At 61.1% G+C, this 17,008-nt stretch carries 17 protein-coding genes; 14 read left to right on the top strand and 3 right to left on the bottom strand.

The genetic code is table 11. From position 1 onward, the window contains the following. The first annotated feature begins 106 nt into the window (after positions 1–106). From IEX75_RS13900 to IEX75_RS13885, 4 genes are all read left to right on the top strand, one after another. On the top strand, positions 107–1,714 hold the full coding sequence (locus tag IEX75_RS13900; protein ID WP_188794890.1) for a carboxyl transferase domain-containing protein: 1,608 nt from the start codon (positions 107–109) through the stop codon (positions 1,712–1,714). Between the two features lie 47 nt (positions 1,715–1,761). Continuing rightward, positions 1,762–3,453 (top strand): molecular chaperone HscC, encoded by a 1,692-nt coding sequence (locus IEX75_RS13895; protein ID WP_188794889.1) that lies wholly within the window; start codon positions 1,762–1,764, stop codon positions 3,451–3,453. Beyond that, positions 3,450–5,225 (top strand): J domain-containing protein, encoded by a 1,776-nt coding sequence (locus IEX75_RS13890; protein ID WP_188794888.1) that lies wholly within the window; start codon positions 3,450–3,452, stop codon positions 5,223–5,225. Before IEX75_RS13895 ends, IEX75_RS13890 begins: the two co-directional genes overlap by 4 nt. A 303-nt stretch (positions 5,226–5,528) precedes the next feature. Beyond that, complete coding sequence (locus IEX75_RS13885) at positions 5,529–6,539, top strand: phospholipase D-like domain-containing protein (protein WP_188794887.1); 1,011 nt, start codon at positions 5,529–5,531, stop codon at positions 6,537–6,539. 129 nt (positions 6,540–6,668) lie between these two features. Here the strand turns inward: IEX75_RS13885 and IEX75_RS13880 are convergent, their stop codons facing one another. Genes IEX75_RS13880 through IEX75_RS13870 form a run of 3 tightly spaced genes read right to left on the bottom strand, consistent with a single transcriptional unit; the run spans position 6,669 to position 9,045 of the window. After that, positions 6,669–6,971, bottom strand: a complete 303-nt coding sequence (locus IEX75_RS13880) for a DUF6587 family protein (RefSeq protein WP_188794886.1) — start codon at positions 6,969–6,971, stop codon at positions 6,669–6,671. Continuing rightward, positions 6,968–8,809: a ferrous iron transporter B gene (gene feoB / locus IEX75_RS13875; RefSeq protein ID WP_188794885.1), complete on the bottom strand. Its 1,842-nt coding sequence runs from the start codon at positions 8,807–8,809 to the stop codon at positions 6,968–6,970. The genes IEX75_RS13880 and feoB overlap by 4 nt, the downstream gene beginning before the upstream one ends. Next, positions 8,806–9,045: a FeoA family protein gene (locus tag IEX75_RS13870; protein WP_188794884.1), complete on the bottom strand. Its 240-nt coding sequence runs from the start codon at positions 9,043–9,045 to the stop codon at positions 8,806–8,808. Before IEX75_RS13870 ends, feoB begins: the two co-directional genes overlap by 4 nt. Positions 9,046–9,201: 156 nt before the next feature. Between IEX75_RS13870 and IEX75_RS13865 the strand changes: the two genes are divergently transcribed. The 10 genes from IEX75_RS13865 (at position 9,202) to IEX75_RS13820 (ending at position 16,970) form a co-directional block, all read left to right on the top strand. Then, positions 9,202–9,498 carry a ribbon-helix-helix domain-containing protein gene (locus tag IEX75_RS13865; RefSeq protein ID WP_188794883.1) on the top strand — a complete coding sequence of 99 codons (297 nt, stop codon included), beginning with the start codon at positions 9,202–9,204 and terminating at the stop codon, positions 9,496–9,498. Continuing rightward, the gene (locus IEX75_RS24320) at positions 9,495–9,629 is read left to right on the top strand and encodes a hypothetical protein (RefSeq protein ID WP_268236483.1); all 135 of its coding nucleotides are present in this window, start codon (positions 9,495–9,497) and stop codon (positions 9,627–9,629) included. Before IEX75_RS13865 ends, IEX75_RS24320 begins: the two co-directional genes overlap by 4 nt. 256 nt (positions 9,630–9,885) lie before the next feature. Further along, complete coding sequence (locus IEX75_RS13855) at positions 9,886–10,668, top strand: enoyl-CoA hydratase-related protein (RefSeq protein ID WP_188794882.1); 783 nt, start codon at positions 9,886–9,888, stop codon at positions 10,666–10,668. Between the two features lie 79 nt (positions 10,669–10,747). Continuing rightward, complete coding sequence (locus IEX75_RS13850) at positions 10,748–11,263, top strand: cupin domain-containing protein (protein WP_188794881.1); 516 nt, start codon at positions 10,748–10,750, stop codon at positions 11,261–11,263. A 91-nt stretch (positions 11,264–11,354) separates the two neighbouring features. Then, positions 11,355–13,352, top strand: coding sequence for an acetyl/propionyl/methylcrotonyl-CoA carboxylase subunit alpha (locus tag IEX75_RS13845; RefSeq protein WP_188794880.1), 1,998 nt, complete (start codon positions 11,355–11,357; stop codon positions 13,350–13,352). Positions 13,353–13,375: 23 nt separating this feature from the next. Further along, entirely contained in the window at positions 13,376–14,272 is an 897-nt protein-coding gene (locus IEX75_RS13840) for a hydroxymethylglutaryl-CoA lyase (RefSeq protein ID WP_188794879.1), read from the top strand. A gap of 117 nt (positions 14,273–14,389) precedes the next feature. Continuing rightward, on the top strand, positions 14,390–14,875 hold the full coding sequence (locus tag IEX75_RS13835) for a GNAT family N-acetyltransferase (protein ID WP_188794878.1): 486 nt from the start codon (positions 14,390–14,392) through the stop codon (positions 14,873–14,875). Positions 14,876–14,889: 14 nt separating this feature from the next. Further along, positions 14,890–15,483, top strand: a complete 594-nt coding sequence (locus IEX75_RS13830; RefSeq protein WP_188794877.1) for a YdeI/OmpD-associated family protein — start codon at positions 14,890–14,892, stop codon at positions 15,481–15,483. After that, on the top strand, positions 15,480–16,052 hold the full coding sequence (locus IEX75_RS13825) for a GNAT family N-acetyltransferase (RefSeq protein WP_188794876.1): 573 nt from the start codon (positions 15,480–15,482) through the stop codon (positions 16,050–16,052). Before IEX75_RS13830 ends, IEX75_RS13825 begins: the two co-directional genes overlap by 4 nt. A 156-nt stretch (positions 16,053–16,208) precedes the next feature. After that, positions 16,209–16,970: an SDR family oxidoreductase gene (locus tag IEX75_RS13820; protein WP_188794875.1), complete on the top strand. Its 762-nt coding sequence runs from the start codon at positions 16,209–16,211 to the stop codon at positions 16,968–16,970. Positions 16,971–17,008: the final 38 nt, after the last annotated feature.

Here is a 17,008-nt window from a genome sequence, read left to right as displayed (position 1 = left end):
TCGCTTCAAGCTCCACCAAACCGGCCGCCATCTGGCGGCCGGTTTTTTTATGCCTGGGCCGCCAGCCGCTATCATCTGTGGTTTGACCCGATGAGTCTGGCGACACATGAGCGTCCTTACCTCGCAGATCGATCCCCGCTCTTCCGATTTCCAGGCCAGTAGCGCGAACCTGCGCGCACTGGTCGATGACCTGCATCACCAGCTTGCGCGCACAGCAGAGGGCGGTGGCGCCAAGGCACGCGACAAGCACACCGCACGCGGCAAGTTGCTGCCGCGCGAACGCATCCGCGCCCTGCTCGATCCGGGTTCGCCATTCCTGGAGCTCTCACCGCTCGCCGCGCACGGCATGTACGACGATGCGGCGCCGGCTGCCGGCATCATCACGGGCATCGGCCACGTGCATGGCATGGAGGTGGTGGTAGTCGCCAACGATGCCACCGTCAAAGGCGGCACTTACTTTCCGATGACGGTAAAGAAGCACCTGCGTGCGCAGGAGGTTGCGCTGGAGAATCGCCTGCCCTGCGTCTACCTGGTCGACTCCGGCGGCGCCTTTTTGCCGATGCAGGATGAGGTCTTTCCGGACAAGGAACATTTCGGCCGCATTTTCTATAACCAGGCACGCATGTCGGGGCTAGGCATTCCGCAGATCGCGGTGGTGATGGGTTCGTGCACCGCAGGTGGCGCTTACGTGCCGGCGATGAGCGATGAAACCATCATCGTGCGCGAACAAGGCACGATCTTTCTCGGCGGCCCACCGCTGGTGAAGGCCGCCACCGGCGAAGTGGTGGATGCCGAAGCGCTTGGCGGCGCGGACGTCCATACCTCCACGTCGGGCGTAGCAGATCATTTTGCGGAGAACGATGCGCATGCGCTGTCGATCGCGCGCGACATCGTTGCCAGCCTCAACCGCAGCAAGCCGATGCCGCTTGCGGTGAAGGCGCCTGCAGAACCGCGTTACGCAGCGGAAGAACTTTACGGCGTGATTCCCCAGGACACGCGCCGTCCATTCGACATCCGCGAGGTGATCGCGCGTATCGTCGACGGCTCGGAATTCCACGAGTTCAAGGCGCGCTATGGCAAGACGCTGGTGTGCGGCTTCGCGCACATCTACGGATATCCCGTTGGCATCATCGCCAACAACGGCATTCTGTTTTCCGAATCCGCGCTCAAGGGCGCGCATTTCATCGAGCTATGCAACCAGCGCAACGTGCCGCTGGTATTCCTGCAGAACATCACCGGCTTCATGGTCGGCAAGAAATACGAGAACGCCGGCATCGCAAAAGACGGCGCGAAGATGGTTACCGCAGTCGCGTGCTCGCACGTGCCCAAATTCACCGTGGTGATCGGCGGCAGCTTTGGCGCCGGCAATTATGCGATGTGTGGACGTGCTTACGGCGCACGCTTCCTGTGGATGTGGCCGAACTCGCGCATCAGCGTGATGGGTGGTGAGCAGGCCGCCAGCGTGTTGGCAACCGTGAAGCGCGACGGCATGGAGGCCGCCGGCCAGACGTGGAGCGCCGACGACGAAGATGCCTTCAAGGCACCCATCCGCGCGCAATACGAGCGCCAGGGGCACCCCTACTACGCCACGGCCCGGCTGTGGGACGATGGCATCATCGATCCGGCCGATACACGCCGTGTGCTGGGCCTGGCGATTTCAGCCTCGCTGAACGCGCCGATCGAGCCGCAACGTTATGGCGTATTCCGGATGTAGCAAACACTGGCCGGATGGCCACGGATGCAAGACAGGGGGAACAACTTATGATCGTTGGCATTGACCTGGGCACGACGCACTCGCTGATCGGCTATTTCAGCGACGACGGCCCGAAATTATTTCCCAACGCGCTGGGTGAGTTGCTCACGCCGTCGGTCGTCAGTTTGGACGACGACGGCCATATGATCGTCGGCGAAGCGGCGCGAGACCGCCTGATCAGCCATCCCCAAAGCACGGTCGCCACCTTCAAGCGCTGGATGGGTACATCGCGCGAAACAGAACTCGGCCGCCGCATGTTTCGCCCGGAGGAACTGTCGGCACTGGTGCTGCGGTCATTGATCGCCGACGCTGAAGCCGCGCTCGGCGAAAAAGTGGAAGAAGCCGTAATAAGCGTGCCGGCCTACTTTTCCGACGCACAGCGCAAAGCCACGCGTGCAGCGGGCGAACTGGCCGGCATCAAAGTGGAGCGTCTGATCAACGAGCCCACCGCCGCTGCCCTGGCCTACGGCCTGGAAGCCAAACCGGAGGGCAGCCGCTTTCTGGTCTTCGATCTTGGCGGCGGCACCTTCGACGTGTCGGTGCTGGAGACCTTCGAAGGCGTCGTCGAAGTGCATGCCAGTGCCGGCGACAATTATCTGGGCGGCGAAGATTTTCTCGACGTGCTGGAAAATGCCTGCCTTTCCGATCTCAAGCTGCACACCGGAGATTTCTCACCCGTTGAACGCGGCTTGTTGCGTCGCCGTCTTGAAGTACTCAAGCGCACCCTGAGCCAGCAACCCGAACAGCGCATCGACTGCCTGGTCGGAGAGCGCACCATTCATTGGGAAATCGACCAGGATCGCTTCCTGCAACTGGCCGAACCGTTGATGCAGCGCATGCGCGCACCACTGGAGCGCGCCCTGCGCGACGCGCGGCTGCAGCCCGAGCAGCTCAACGAAATCGTGCTGGTAGGCGGCGCCAGCCGTATGCCGCTCGTTTCGCGCCTTATTGCGCGCATGTTTGGCCGCCTGCCCTTGCGCCACATCAATCCAGACGAAGCCATCGCCTTGGGCGCATGCGTGGCATCCGGCCTCAAGCGTCGCAACGTCAAACTGGACGAAATCATTCTCACCGACGTCTGTCCTTACACGCTGGGCGTGGAGGTTGGACAAAAAGACGAACATGGCAACCTACAGAATGGGCTGTTTTCCCCCATCATCCAGCGCAACAGCGTGGTGCCGATCAGCCGCGAATCCAATTACTACCCGATGGGCGAGCGGCAGAAGGTGTTGACGCTCAAGGTCTACCAGGGCGAAAGCCCGCTGGTGGCCAAGAACATCAAGCTCGGGCAATTGGAAGTGCCGCTCAACCCGACCCTGCCTAGAGCGGACAACGGCGTGAAGGTCCGTTTTACCTACGACATCAACGGTGTGTTGCAGGTGGAAGCCACGCCCATGGCAAGCGGCACGCGTTACGAGCTGGTGCTGGAACAAAATCCCGGCATTCTGAGCGAGGCGGAGATCCGGGCTCGCCTGGATTCGCTATCCGAGCTGAAGATCCATCCCCGTTCCAAGCAAGAAAACATTGCCGTTTTGGCGCGCGCCGAGCGCTTGTTCGAAGAACACATCGTGGCACGCGACGCGCTGCGGGAATGGATCGGACTGTTCACTCAATCGCTGGAATCGCAGGACGAGCGGCTGATCAGCGATCACCGTACACGTTTCAGCCAGGCCATGGATGAACTGGAGCGCCAGCTTTGAATTGGGCTTACGCGCTGCTCGGCATACCTGCCGATGCCGATGCGACAACGATCAAGCGTGCTTATGCGCGCTTGCTGCGCACCACGCGTCCGGATGAAGATGCCGCCGCGTTTCAACGCCTGAACACCGCGTATCAGCTCGCGCTTTCGCAGGCAGGCAACCGTTCGACAGCGCCTGCGGCCACGTCGGCTGTCGTTGCTCCGGCGCGCGAACCCGTTTCCACATCCGCGCCCACCGCAAGCGCACACCCGATCGCTGCACCACCGCAACCGCCGAAGCCCTCTATCCCCGCGCCGCTGGAAGTACTGAAACCTTCGACGCCGTCCGCGCCGGCACCGGGTACGCGCCCGCTGGAAACACTGCGGCGATCTGAAACCTCCAAGCCGGTCCCGGCACCGTCGCCGCTGGAAGTGCTCAAGCCATCAGCGCCGCCCACAGCGCCTGCACCGCGTTCGCTAGAGACACTGCGCCCCTCTGGGACAGCGAAGCCAACGCCGGCACCCGCGCCATTGGAAGTTCTGAAGCCGGCAGCTCACAACACCAAACCTGCCACGCGCCAAGTCGAAGTGTTGCGTCCGCCAGCCCCAAAACCTGCACCACAGATCAATGCCAAGCAACTCGCCGAGCGGGTGATACGCGAGGCAAGCCATGCTGAAAACCCGCAGACGCTTTCGCACTGGCTCGATCGCTGTCCGGAGCTCTGGTCTTTTCAGGTCAAGCAAGCCATCGGGCAATTGATGTTGCAACACTTGCTGCGTGAGCCGCAGCCTATGGCTTCGGCTAACCTCGACGTACTGCTGCGCTTCTTCGATCTCGATCACGTATTGTCTGGCGTCAATCCCGTAACGCTGGAGCAGTTGCGGAACAAACAGGCGATGCACTGGGAAGTGCTGAACGATCAGGCGTCTCTGGCACGGCGAGCACGCATCTTCCAAAATGGCCGCCCGCACACATTGCGGGTGCGCGAATGTATCAACCTATTGAAGCAGCCACCACGCTGGCGACCAACCTTCGTCACTGCGCTGACGCGTGACAAGCCCCTCCATCTCGCGCGGCTCGTGTACACGCTTTGCAACGGCAACATCGAACAGCTTCCATCCGTGATCGACCGCGAGCATGCGCGATTCTGGTTTCGCGCCGCCGGCGCCAGCGGCATCCATCGGGAACGCATAGCCATAAATGCTATCCGCGCTTTCACCATCGCCCTGGCTTGCGCCATGGGCATCACTGCCCTGACAACCTTGCTGTCATTGCAAAACGGTGACTCTCCGTCGCACATCTGGGGAGGCGGCAGCCGCGTTTTCTTTGCTTTATTCGGTGGAATCCTGCTCATTTGGGCGATCTTCGTCGGCGCAGCCTTGATCGATCAGTGGCAAGGTCAGCCCGAGACGACAGCGTCGCGCAAACCCTGGTTGCGGCGACTCTTCATTCCCGTACTTAGCGCATTGGGGCTTGGTCTGGACTACTTGGGCGGCGCGCCTATAGCGGCATCGGTCATCGTATGGAGCTTGATGATTTTGTCCGTGCGCCGCCTTACCCATCGCCAACCCAAGCGTCCCAAGAAACCAGCGTTCAATTTCAGCCCGCGGGCGATCGCCTACCTGTTGCTGGTGGGTGCAGTTGGCGTAGGTAACCTTGTGCAACAAATTCCCGGCGGTGCGTTCGACGGCATTCCGCTGCTCGGCGTTGTATCTGGTGTAACGCTGCTCGTGTGGGGGATCGATATGTGGCGTCATCGCGCCCATCTGCATCCGAAGCTTGCACGCAGCTGACTTTGCATTTGCACATCGCAAGATGTGAACAACACGACAATTCCATCGATCTCAATACATCGCCCATTCACTCTGCGATGACGAAGGCGCACCCCACATAAATGCGCGTGTCGTCTGCCATGCCACAGAAAGATTCTTGTCATCCTCAGTCGCTGAGATGCGCGCCTTCGGCTGTAGTGCTGCACGCACTGTTAAATGGGGAAAACCGGTATCGCCGGCCAGCCGAAGATGCCGCGTAGGAAGCGCGGTCGCGGACCAACGCATGGAGTGCGTCTTCATCTAACTCGACATAAGGATCAAGTCATGAAAATCCGTAGCAAACGTTCCAGCTTCGTGAAAGCCGCGCTGGCGGCGGCCTGTGCCTTCGGCGTCGCGCTACCGGCCTTTGCGCAGAGTACGCAGACGCTGGTGATCGAGCCTGACCAGGGGCTCACCTCGATCTACGCTCTGATCAACGCTGCACAGTCGACCATCGACATGACGATGTACGAGCTGCAGGACACCACGGCGCAGAATGATCTGTGCAATGCTGCTGCCCGTGGCGTCACGGTTCGCGTCATCCTCGACACGAACCTGGAAAAGAGCAACAACACCGCTGCCTACAACCAGCTCAAAGGCTGTGGCGCAAAGGTCGTATGGGCCTGGACCAAGTATCAGGCCACGCACCAGAAGACGATCACCATCGATGCTGCCACATCCAACGCACAGACGGCGATCATGACGCTCAACCTGACCAGCCGTTACTACAGCACCAGCCGCGACTTTGCGGTGATCGAGAACGACAGTAACGACATTGCCGCGATCGAAGCCACCTTCAACAAGGACTTCGCGCATGCGTCCGTTACGCCTTCGGATGGTGATGACTTGGTGTGGAGCCCGACCAATTCCCAAACCTCCCTGCTCAACATCATCAATAACGCGAAGACCAGCCTGCTGGTTGAGAATGAAGAGATGAGCGACAGCGCCATTGTCAACGCACTGGCGAATGCCTGCACGAATGGCGTGAGCGTCAGCATCGCCATGGTCAACGACAACAACGATTACGCCAGCGAATTCGATACGCTGACCAACGCCGGCTGCAATGTCAGCACCTACCCTGACACCAGCACCGGCTTCTACATCCATGCCAAGGTGATCGTGGCCGATTACGGTGCATCGAATCAGGTGGCGTTCGTGGGTTCGGAGAATTTCTCCAATGCCTCGCTCACGGAGAATCGCGAGCTGGGCCTGACGACGACTAACTCCACCGTCATCTCGCAATTGGAAAGCACGATGAGCAACGATTACTCGGGCGGCACACCCTGGTCGGATTGAGAATCGCTTCCAGCAATGCCTCCCCCTTGTACAACAGGGGGAGGTTGGAGCAGTAGGTTGGGTTAGCGCAGCGTAACCCAACAATGTCGTGCCGGAATGTTGGGTTACGCTGCGCCAGCCCAACCTACATCAGCGCTGCCGCGGCCGGAATTCCAGCGGCACAGTGTCACCACGCGCAGCAGCCGGCGGCTTCGGTCCACACGCACCACAGGTGCTGCATCCATCGCTGCAGTTACCGGTCGCCTGCTTCGGCTGCAGACGGCGCGCGAAAGAACGCATCCACACCGCATGCCCTGGCTGACTGAAATGGATCGATGCCGACACCAGCCAGCGGTTGGTGAGCTGCGGCGCCAGTTTGCGGAATGCATACAGCGCGCTGGCCAGCACGACCAGCCCGATTACCACGTACTGAACCAGCAAACCCGTATTCACGAGAACAACCCCGCAACCTGATAGGTGATGAACGACGCCGCGTACGCCACGACGAACATGTAGCTGAAGGAAATCGCCACGTTGCGCCAGGAATTGGTTTCGCGGCGAATCACCGCCAGCGTGGACATGCACTGCGGCGCAAAGGCAAACCACACCAGCAACGACAGCGCCGTCGCCAGCGAGAAATTGCCGGTAAGCGCGTGCGCCAGCCCGCCGTTATGTGCATCGCCACTGACCGCGTAGACAGTAGCCAGCGTAGCTACCGCCGTTTCACGCGCCGCAAACGCCGGAATCAACGCCAGGCTGATCTGCCAGTTGAAGCCCAGCGGCGAGAAGATGTGCTGCAGGAAACGACCGAGATAACCGGCAAAACTGTAGTTGATGGCTGGCCCCGCCGCGCCCGCTGGCGGCGCCGGGAAGGTGGAGATGAACCACATCAGCACAGTCAGCGCCAGGATCACGCCGGTGAGACGCTTCAGGAAAATGGTGCCGCGCTCGTACAAACCGAGGGTGACGTCGCGCACTCTTGGCAAACGGTACGACGGCAGTTCCATCAACAAAGCATGTTCGCTCTTGTCGCGGCGAATGCGTTTGATCACCCAGCCCACGGTCATCGCGCCAACGATGCCGGCCACGTACAAGGCGAATAGCACCACGCCCTGCAAATTGAATACTCCGAACACGCGGCGCGCGGGGATGAATGCACCGATCAACAAGGCATACACCGGCAGGCGTGCGGAACATGTCATCAGTGGCGCCACCAAAATGGTCGCGAGGCGATCGCGCGGATCGGTGATGCTACGCGTGCCCATGATGCCGGGAATGGCGCAGGCGAAGCTCGACAGCAGCGGAATGAACGAACGTCCGGTCAGGCCTACCGAGACCATCAGGCGATCAAGCAAGAACGCCGCGCGCGGTAGATAGCCCGACTCCTCCAGCATGAGGATGAAGAAGAACAGCACCAGAATCACCGGCAAAAAACCGAGCACCGTGCCGAGACCGCCGAAGATGCCACTGACCACCAGGTCGTGTACCGGCCCGGCAGGCAATACCACGGCCGCATGTTCGCCGAGCCAGGTGAAACCGTTGCCGATCAGATCACTCATCGGTTTGCCGGACGCGTAGACCGCCTGGAACACGAGAAACATCACCACCGCGAGCGTCAACAAACCGAACACGGGGTGCAGCGCCCACCGGTCAAGTGCATCGTCGATCGCCGCGGTGGCGCGCGGTATCGAGACGGTAGCAGCCATCAACTGGCGCACTTCATCGTGCAGGTTGGCGCGGCTGTCCGGATCGTCCGGCAAGGCGGGCGGTGCTTCCGGCAAATCACCATCCACACGTTCGACCAGCGCGCGCGTACCACCGCGCTTCACCGCAATGGTTTCTACGACAGGAATGCCGAGGCGGCGCTGCAGTTCCGGCACATCGATGGTGATGCCGCGATGGCGCGCTGCGTCCATCATGTTCAAGGCCAGCACCACCGGTCGGCCGAGCCGCTTTACTTCCAGCACGAAGCGCAGGTGCAGGCGCAGGTTGGTGGCATCCGCCACGCAAATGATGAGGTCGGGCGCCGCTTCGCCGGGATAGTTGCCTTCCAGTACATCACGGGTGATCTGCTCGTCAGGGCTGGCGGCATCGAAGCTATAAGTGCCGGGCAGATCCAGAATCTGCATCACGCGGCCCGACGGCGCGGTGAACCGCCCTTCCTTGCGTTCCACGGTGACGCCGGCGTAGTTGGCCACCTTCTGGCGACCGCCAGTGAGCTGATTGAACAGCGCCGTCTTGCCGCAATTGGGGTTGCCGACCAAGGCGATGCGCAGGGTATCGGCGCTCATGCGACCTCCCGCACGGTCACTCGCGCCGCTTCGGCACGGCGCAGCGCAAAGCGGGTCGAACCAATCTGGATCAGCAGCGGATCCGCACCTACCGGACCACGCGCCACCAGCTTGACCTGTTCACCGGCCACAAAGCCCAGGTCGCGCAGACGTTGCGCGATCAGGTCATTGGCATGAGCATCTTCGACTCGTTCAACCACGGCATTCGCACCTTTCGGCAAATCGGACAGGCGCACGGTTTGTCATGCTTCTAAATAAGAATGGTTCGCATTGTAGCCTCTTTTCGCATTTGGTGCAGGGCCTCGCCCCAAGGAGAAGCTGGCCCGTTGATTTCGTCATGCATGACGAAATAGTAGGATTAAGTCCTATCAAACCATTCCAGGAGATGCGTCATGCCACGTATCGCCAGCAAACAACTCAGCATCACCCTGCCTGTCGAGATGGCCAACTTGCTTCAGGCCAAGGTCGATGCCGGTGAGTACGCCTCCGTCAGCTCGGCCATCCAGGATGCCGTACGGCTTGCGCAGGCCCGTGACCGAGCGTTCGAAAACGCCGTGGAAAATTGGCTGCGTACTGAAGTGGCGACGGCTTATGACGCACTCAAAGCAGACCCAAGCAGGGGGATGACCACTGAACAAGTACTCGAGTCACTCGCCAAAGTACGCAAGCGGGAACGCTCCCGATCATGAGCTATACCGTGATCTGGGCACCGGAAGCGCACGATCAGCTCATCGAACTCACCCTCTATATCGCCACTGCAGCATCCTTGGAAATCGCCAAACGCTATGTAGGCTCAGTGGTCAATACTGCGACTCGCTGAGTACCTTTCCTCATCGCGGCAATAAGCGCGACGACATCCGGTCGGGCATGCGCATTACCCACTACCGAGGAAATACCATCATCGGCTTTTCGATAGATAGTACGGCCTATACCGTATCCATCCTCGGCATTTTCCACGGCGGCCAAGACTACGAAACCGCCTTGCACCAATAAGGGCCTTCTGGCGGCAACCATCTCTCCCCACGACGGAAAGCTTGGTCTACGCTTTGCCACGTCCCTTCCCGCATGGACGTCCCATGACCACCATCCAGATCGCCGACCACGCCGGCATCCGCGAACTCCGCCTCAATCGGCCGGACGTACACAACGCCTTCGACGACCGGCTGATCGCCGAACTCACTGCCGCCCTAAGTGATGCCGGCCAGGATCCCACCGTGCGCGTGGTGGTGCTGACCGGCGTAGGGGCGAGTTTTTCCGCCGGCGCCGATCTCAACTGGATGCGCGGCATGGCCAAGGCCAGTGAGGCGGAAAATCGTGAAGATTCCCTGCGTTTGGCTGCACTGATGCGCACGTTGCAGTTTCTGCCCAAACCCACCGTGGCCCGCGTCAACGGCGCAGCTTATGGTGGTGGCGTAGGGTTGATTGCCTGCTGCGATATCGCCATCGGCGTGAACACCGCCAAGTTCGGTCTTACGGAAGTGAAGCTCGGCTTGGTGCCCGCGGTGATTTCACCGTATGTGATGGCTGCGATCGGCGTACGCCAGGCACGTCGCCTGTTCCTTACGGGCGAAATTTTCGACGCGGAAACGGCGGTAGACATCGGACTGCTGCATGAGTCCGTTTCTGCCGAGTATCTGGATGACACGGTGCACACGGTGCTCAAGCAACTCGCCAAAGCCGGCCCCATGGCGCAACGGGAAGCGAAGCAGCTCGCTTTCAACATGCATGGGCTGACGGCGGCAACTGCCGAACGCATCGATCAGGAAAACGCCGCGCTGATCGCACGGCTGCGTGTGTCGGAAGAAGGCCAGGAAGGGCTCGGTGCCTTCCTCGATAAACGACCGCCGGCCTGGACTTGACCCTGCTGACGCCATGCTGGCAGCTGCATCGCCGTAGCTTGCTCGAGCTGTCCACTCTTTCCCGCATACGAGGCACGCCATGAAACGCATCGTCAACATCGCCGACGTTGAACTGCAACCCCGTCCAGCGGCCTTCGCCGCCCCTGGTGATGCCGCGCAGCGCTTCGATGCGCGCATGGGGCGCGTTTCCATGCAGCTTGGTGCGGAGAAGCTCGGCTACAACATCACTGCGGTACCGCCGGGCAAGCGTGCGTTCCCGCTGCACAACCACCGCGTCAACGAAGAAATGTTCTTCATCCTCGAAGGTGAAGGCGAGATTCGCGTCGGCACCGAGCGCCACCCTATCCGCCAGGGCGACATCATCGCCTGCCCGCCGGGCGGCCCCGAGAGCGCGCACCAGATCATCAATACTGGATCGGTCGAAATGCGTTATCTCGCCGTGAGCAGCAAGCTTTCGCCGGAGATCTGCGAATATCCGGATTCCAACAAGTACGGCATCCTGGGCGAGTTCGGGCCGGATGCGGAGGGCAAGCCACAGATGATCCGTATCGTGATGCGGCAGGGTGACACCATCGACTACTGGGAAGGCGAATAGCCCTTTCTTGCTGCGCCGCGCATCGGCCGCGTCACGCAATTCTGCTAGCTTTATGGGCTTTGCAGCTTCAAGCGACCGGTAAGGAACCCGCATGTTCGAGCGCGTACTGATTGCCAACCGCGGCGAGATCGCCTGCCGCGTGATCCGCACCTGCCGGCGGCTGGGCATCCACACCATTGCGGTGTATTCGGAAGCGGACAAGGACGCACAGCACGTGCGTCTGGCCGATGACGCTTGGCCCATCGGCGGGCCACGTCCAGCCGAATCGTATTTGCGTGCCGACGCCATGCTTGAGGTCGCAAAAAAATCCGGCGCGCAGGCGATCCATCCTGGTTACGGCTTTCTTTCCGAAAACACCGCGTTCGCGCGTGCCTGCACGGAAGCTGGCATCACCTTTATCGGCCCGCGGCCGGAGAGCATCGACGCGATGGGCTCGAAGGCCGCCGCCAAGGCGCTGATGGAACACCATCAGGTGCCCCTGGTGCCGGGGTATCACGGCGACAACCAGGACACGGACGTGCTTGCCGAGCAGGCGCGCAAAACCGGTTTTCCGCTGATGATCAAGGCCGCGGCCGGCGGTGGCGGCAAAGGCATGCGCATCGTGCGCACCGAGAAGGAATTTACCGATGCGCTGGCGTCTGCACAGCGTGAAGCAGCCAGTTCGTTCGGCGATACGCGCGTGATCCTGGAGCGCTATGTCGAGCATCCGCGCCACATCGAGTTCCAGGTATTCGGCGACACGCACGGCAGCGTGATTCACCTCAACGAACGCGAGTGCTCGGCCCAGCGCCGCTACCAGAAAGTGCTGGAAGAAACGCCCTCCCCGTTCCTCAATGCCGAGCGCCGCAAGGCGATGGGCGAAGCGGCAGTGGCCGCGGCGAAAGCGGTGAACTACGTCGGCGCCGGCACGGTGGAATTCATCGTGGGCCAAGATGGCACGTTCTATTTCATGGAGATGAATACGCGCCTGCAGGTGGAACATCCCGTCACGGAGGAAACACTGGGGCTCGACTTGGTCGAATGGCAATTGCGCATTGCCGCGGGCGAGCCGCTGCCGCTGCGCCAGGAACAGGTCCAAGCGCACGGGCACGCGATCGAAGTGCGCCTGTACGCCGAAGATCCGGACCAGAACTTTCTCCCCGGCTCGGGCAAATTGCGCCGACTGCGGCTGCCCGCACCATCACGTCACGTGCGACTGGATGGCGGCGTGATCGAAGGTGATGCGGTAACGATTTTTTACGATCCGATGATCGCCAAGCTGATCGTTTATGACACCGATCGCACGCAAGCGCTGCAACGATTGCGCGAAGCGTTGGCCGAATGCGAGATCGTCGGACCGAAATCCAATATCGCGTTTCTTGAACGACTGGCACGCCACCCCGTCGTCATCGAAGGCCGCATCGACACGGGCTACCTCGATCGCCACCTTGATGAATTTCTAACTGGCGATGCGGCACCCTCTGACCATGTTCTGTTTGCTGCCGCCACTGCTGCATTGCTTCACGACGAACGCAAGCTCGCCGCCGCATCGGCGCACGGCAACGATCCGTATTCGCCCTGGTCGCGCGCGGATGCGTGGCGTATCGGGCATGCCGGCAAACGCATCGTGGCGCTTACCTTGCGCGAGCAGCGTCACGAAATCGAAGCGTTCGGTCATGACGGCGATTACCGTCTGCAACATGGCGCATCACAGTGCGAAGTGCGCGGTGCGCGCTTTGAAGGCGACAGGCTTAGTGCACGTTTCAACGGGCAAGGCGCTCAGTGGCACATCCACGCAGACCAAGAACGCATCACCTTGCACGATGCCAACGGCCAGCGCCATGCCTTTACCCGTGCCGCAGCGTTTGCCTGGGAATCCAAGGACGGCACGGGTGGCAACCAGATCGTCGCGCCCATGCCGGGCCGCATCGTGCTGGTGAAGGCCAAGGTGGGCGACACCGTCGAAGAAGGGCAGGAATTGCTGGTGATGGAAGCCATGAAAATGGAACTGGCCTTGAAGGCGCCACGCGCAGGCACCATTGATAGCGTAAGCGCGACCCAAGGTGAGTTCGTGGAAGCAGACGCTGTACTTGTTCGCTTTGCATCGTAACCGGCCGCTCGCAGGAGCTTCGTATGACAAATGAAGTTCGTATCGTCGAAGTCAGCCCGCGTGATGGCTTGCAGAACGAAAAGACCCTGCTGCCGCCGGACATCAAGATCGCGTTGATCGACCGACTTTCCGCCACCGGCCTGCGGACCATCGAAACCACCAGCTTCGTCAGCGCGCGCTGGGTACCGCAGCTGGCTGACGCCGCCGAAGTGTTTCGCAGCATTCGCAAGGTGCCCGGTGTTACCTACCCGGTCTTGGTACCGAACGAACAGGGCTATCGGATTGCGCGGCAAGCCGGTGCGAACGAGGTGTCGGTGTTTACGGCAGCATCGGAAGCGTTCAACCGCGCCAACATCAACGCCTCGATTGCCGAATCGCTGGAGCGCTTCCAGCCGGTGCTGGAAGAAGCCAAGGCAGAAGGCGTGAAAGTGCGTGGCTATGTATCCACCGCCTTGGGCTGCCCTTATCAGGGCGAGGTGCCCATCGCCGACGTGGTCAGCGTGGCCAGGCGGCTGTATGACATGGGCTGCTACGAGGTTTCCGTGGCCGACACCATCGGCGTTGGCACGCCGGCCAAGGCACGCGCAGTGCTGCATGCGGTGTCGCAGGAAATTCCCATGCACGCGCTGGCCGTGCACTTCCATGACACCTACGGCCAAGCCCTGGCAAACATCCTCGCTTGCCTGGAAGAAGGTGTGCGCGTGGTGGACAGTGCTGTCTCCGGCACGGGTGGCTGTCCGTATGCGAAAGGTGCCAGCGGTAATGTCGCCAGCGAAGACGTGGTCTACATGTTGCACGGCATGGGCATGCAGACCGGCATCAATCTGGACATGCTGGTGGCGACCGGTGCGTGGCTTTCGGGGCAGCTCAACAAGCCCACGGCGAGCCGGGTGACGAAGGCGCGCACGACCACGGCCTGAATGTAGGTTGGGGTGCAAACCCCAACATCGCCATACCAGTCATCGCGCCACGTTGGGGTTTGCACCCCAACCTACGGCCGATCCACTTCCGGGCGCAGAGCTGATAACTTCCCGCTCATGCCCGACTTCACCATCCGCCCCATTGAACCACGCGACAGTACCGCCGTCGCCAATATCATCCGCACCGTCATGCCTGAATTTGGCGCCGACGGACCGGGGTTCGCCATTCACGATCCCGAAGTCGGCGACATGTACGCCGCGTATGCGCGCACGCGTAGCGCGTACTTTGTGGTGGAACGCAACGGCATCGTCGGCGGCGGTGGCGGTGTCGCACCGCTGGATGGCGGCGAAGCGGATGTGTGCGAATTGCGCAAAATGTATTTCCTGCCCGAAGCGCGCGGCATCGGTGCAGGCGCTGCGATGATGCAGCGCTGCCTGGATGCGGCACGCCGCTTCGGATTCAAGCGTTGTTATATCGAGACGCTGACCGGGATGGACGCCGCGCAATCCCTGTATCGCAAGCACGGCTTTACCCAGCTATGTGAACCCATGGGTGGTACCGGCCATTTCGGTTGCGATCGCTTCTTTGTCCTTGAGCTTTAGCAGCGAGGCACATCATGGCGAGCCACGATCCACGCGTTGACGCCTATATCGCGAAATCGGCGGATTTCGCCCGCCCCATCCTGGAACACCTGCGCGCCGTGGTGCACGCTGCCTATCCTGAGGTTGAGGAAAGCATCAAGTGGAGCTGCCCGCATTTTCTCTATCAAGGCAAGCTGATGTGCTCGATGGCCGCGTTCAAGCAGCACTGCAGCTTTCACTTCTGGCACGGCAAAGATGTCGTGGGTGAAACCGACAAGGAAGGCATGGGTCAGTTCGGCAAGCTCACCTCTGTCAAGGAATTGCCGAGCAAAAAGGATTTGGTTGCCTACGTGCGCAAAGCGATGACGTTGCGCGACGCAGGCATGACAAGACAACGCGCCGCTCCGGTGCGCAAGCCACCACTGAAAGTGCCCGACGATTTCGCCGCGCATCTGAAAAAGCACGTTGCTGCACGCAAGACCTACGAAGCGTTCAACCCCAGCGCACAACGTGAATATATCGAGTGGATTACCGAAGCCAAGACCGACGCCACGCGCCAGAAGCGCATCGCCACCGCATTGGAATGGCTGGCCGAAGGCAAGCACCGCAACTGGAAATATCAAACATGATTCGCATTGCCCGCGCCGAAGATGCCGAAGCGATTCACGCCATCTACGCCCCCACCATCCTCGATACCGCCATCACCTTCGAAACGGAACTTCCCGGCGCGGAAGCAATGCGCCAGCGCATGCTTACTCGCCTACAGCACTACCCATGGCTGGTATGGGAAGAACAAGGCAACGTGCTGGCCTATGCCTATGCCACGCGCTTTCGCGAGCGGGCGGCCTATGACTGGATCGCGGAAACGTCCATCTACGTGCATGAGAACGCACGCCGCCGCGGCATTGCACGCAAGCTCTATGGCGCATTGCTGGATGTGATGCGCCTGCAAGGTATCAACCAGGCGGTAGGTGTCATCACCCTGCCTGGCGATGTCAGCGTGGCGCTGCACGAAGCGATGGATTTTGCGCCGGCTGGCGTCTGGCGCAAGGCCGGCTACAAGCTTGGTCGGTGGTGGGACGTGGGAGTGTGGCAGAAGGAACTGCAGCGGGCTGCGAATCCGCCGCAAGCGGTTGCTGCATTCCCGGTATTGCGCGAATCGGCGGAGCTGCAAGACGTATTCCTACGTTACGGCTGAGGAAGCGCTCCGTAGGTTGGGTTACCCCGGACTTGATCCGGGGGTAACCCAATCTACGCCGACTGCCATAGGGGATCGCGTTGATGGCGGCAAGCCACAAGCGGTGCTGCAACCCGGTGCGCTACCATTGCGCTTTTAGCTTGACGGGACACTCCCATGCAGCTCAATCAAGTCAAAGCCATCATCACCGGCGGCGCTTCCGGTCTCGGCCACGCCGTCGCCCAGCACCTGGTGGCCAACGGCGGCCACGTCGCCCTGTTCGACGTCAACGAGGAAAAGGGCCAGGCAGCGGCTCAGGCACTGAGCGGGCGTTTCTTCCGCACCGACGTCACCTCGGAAGAAGGCGTGGCCGCAAACGTCAACGCCGCCAAAGAAGCCCTGGGCGGACTGAACGTGGTGATCAATTGCGCCGGCATCCTGGGCGCCGGCCGCGTGCTGGGCAAGGAAGGCCCGATGGCACTGGGCACCTTCGCCTCAACCGTGATGGTGAATCTGGTGGGCAGCTTCAACGTCGCCAAGGCCGGTGCGTCGCTAATGCAGCACAACGAAGCCGGCGAGGATGGCGAACGCGGCGTGATCATCAACACCGCCAGCGTGGCCGCCTACGAAGGCCAGATCGGCCAGGCTGCGTACTCTGCATCCAAAGGCGGCGTGGTAGGCATGACCTTGCCGATGGCGCGCGAGCTGTCGCGCTTCGGCATTCGCGTCGCGACGATCGCGCCGGGCATCTTCTGGACACCGATGGTGGATGGCATGCCGCCACAGGTGCAGGAATCGCTGTCCGCTTCCATCCCCTTCCCTTCGCGCCTCGGCAAGCCGGAAGAATTCGCCTCCACGGTGGCGTTCATTCTTGGCAACCGTTACATCAATGGCGAGACGATCCGGCTGGATGGCGCGGTACGTCTGCAACCGAAGTAACGCAACGAACGCTCTCGCTATTGCCCCTTATTCCCAAT

Source organism: Dyella nitratireducens, from assembly GCF_014642835.1.
Lineage (GTDB): Bacteria > Pseudomonadota > Gammaproteobacteria > Xanthomonadales > Rhodanobacteraceae > Dyella_B > Dyella_B nitratireducens.
This window is presented reverse-complemented; position numbering and strand designations above follow the sequence as displayed.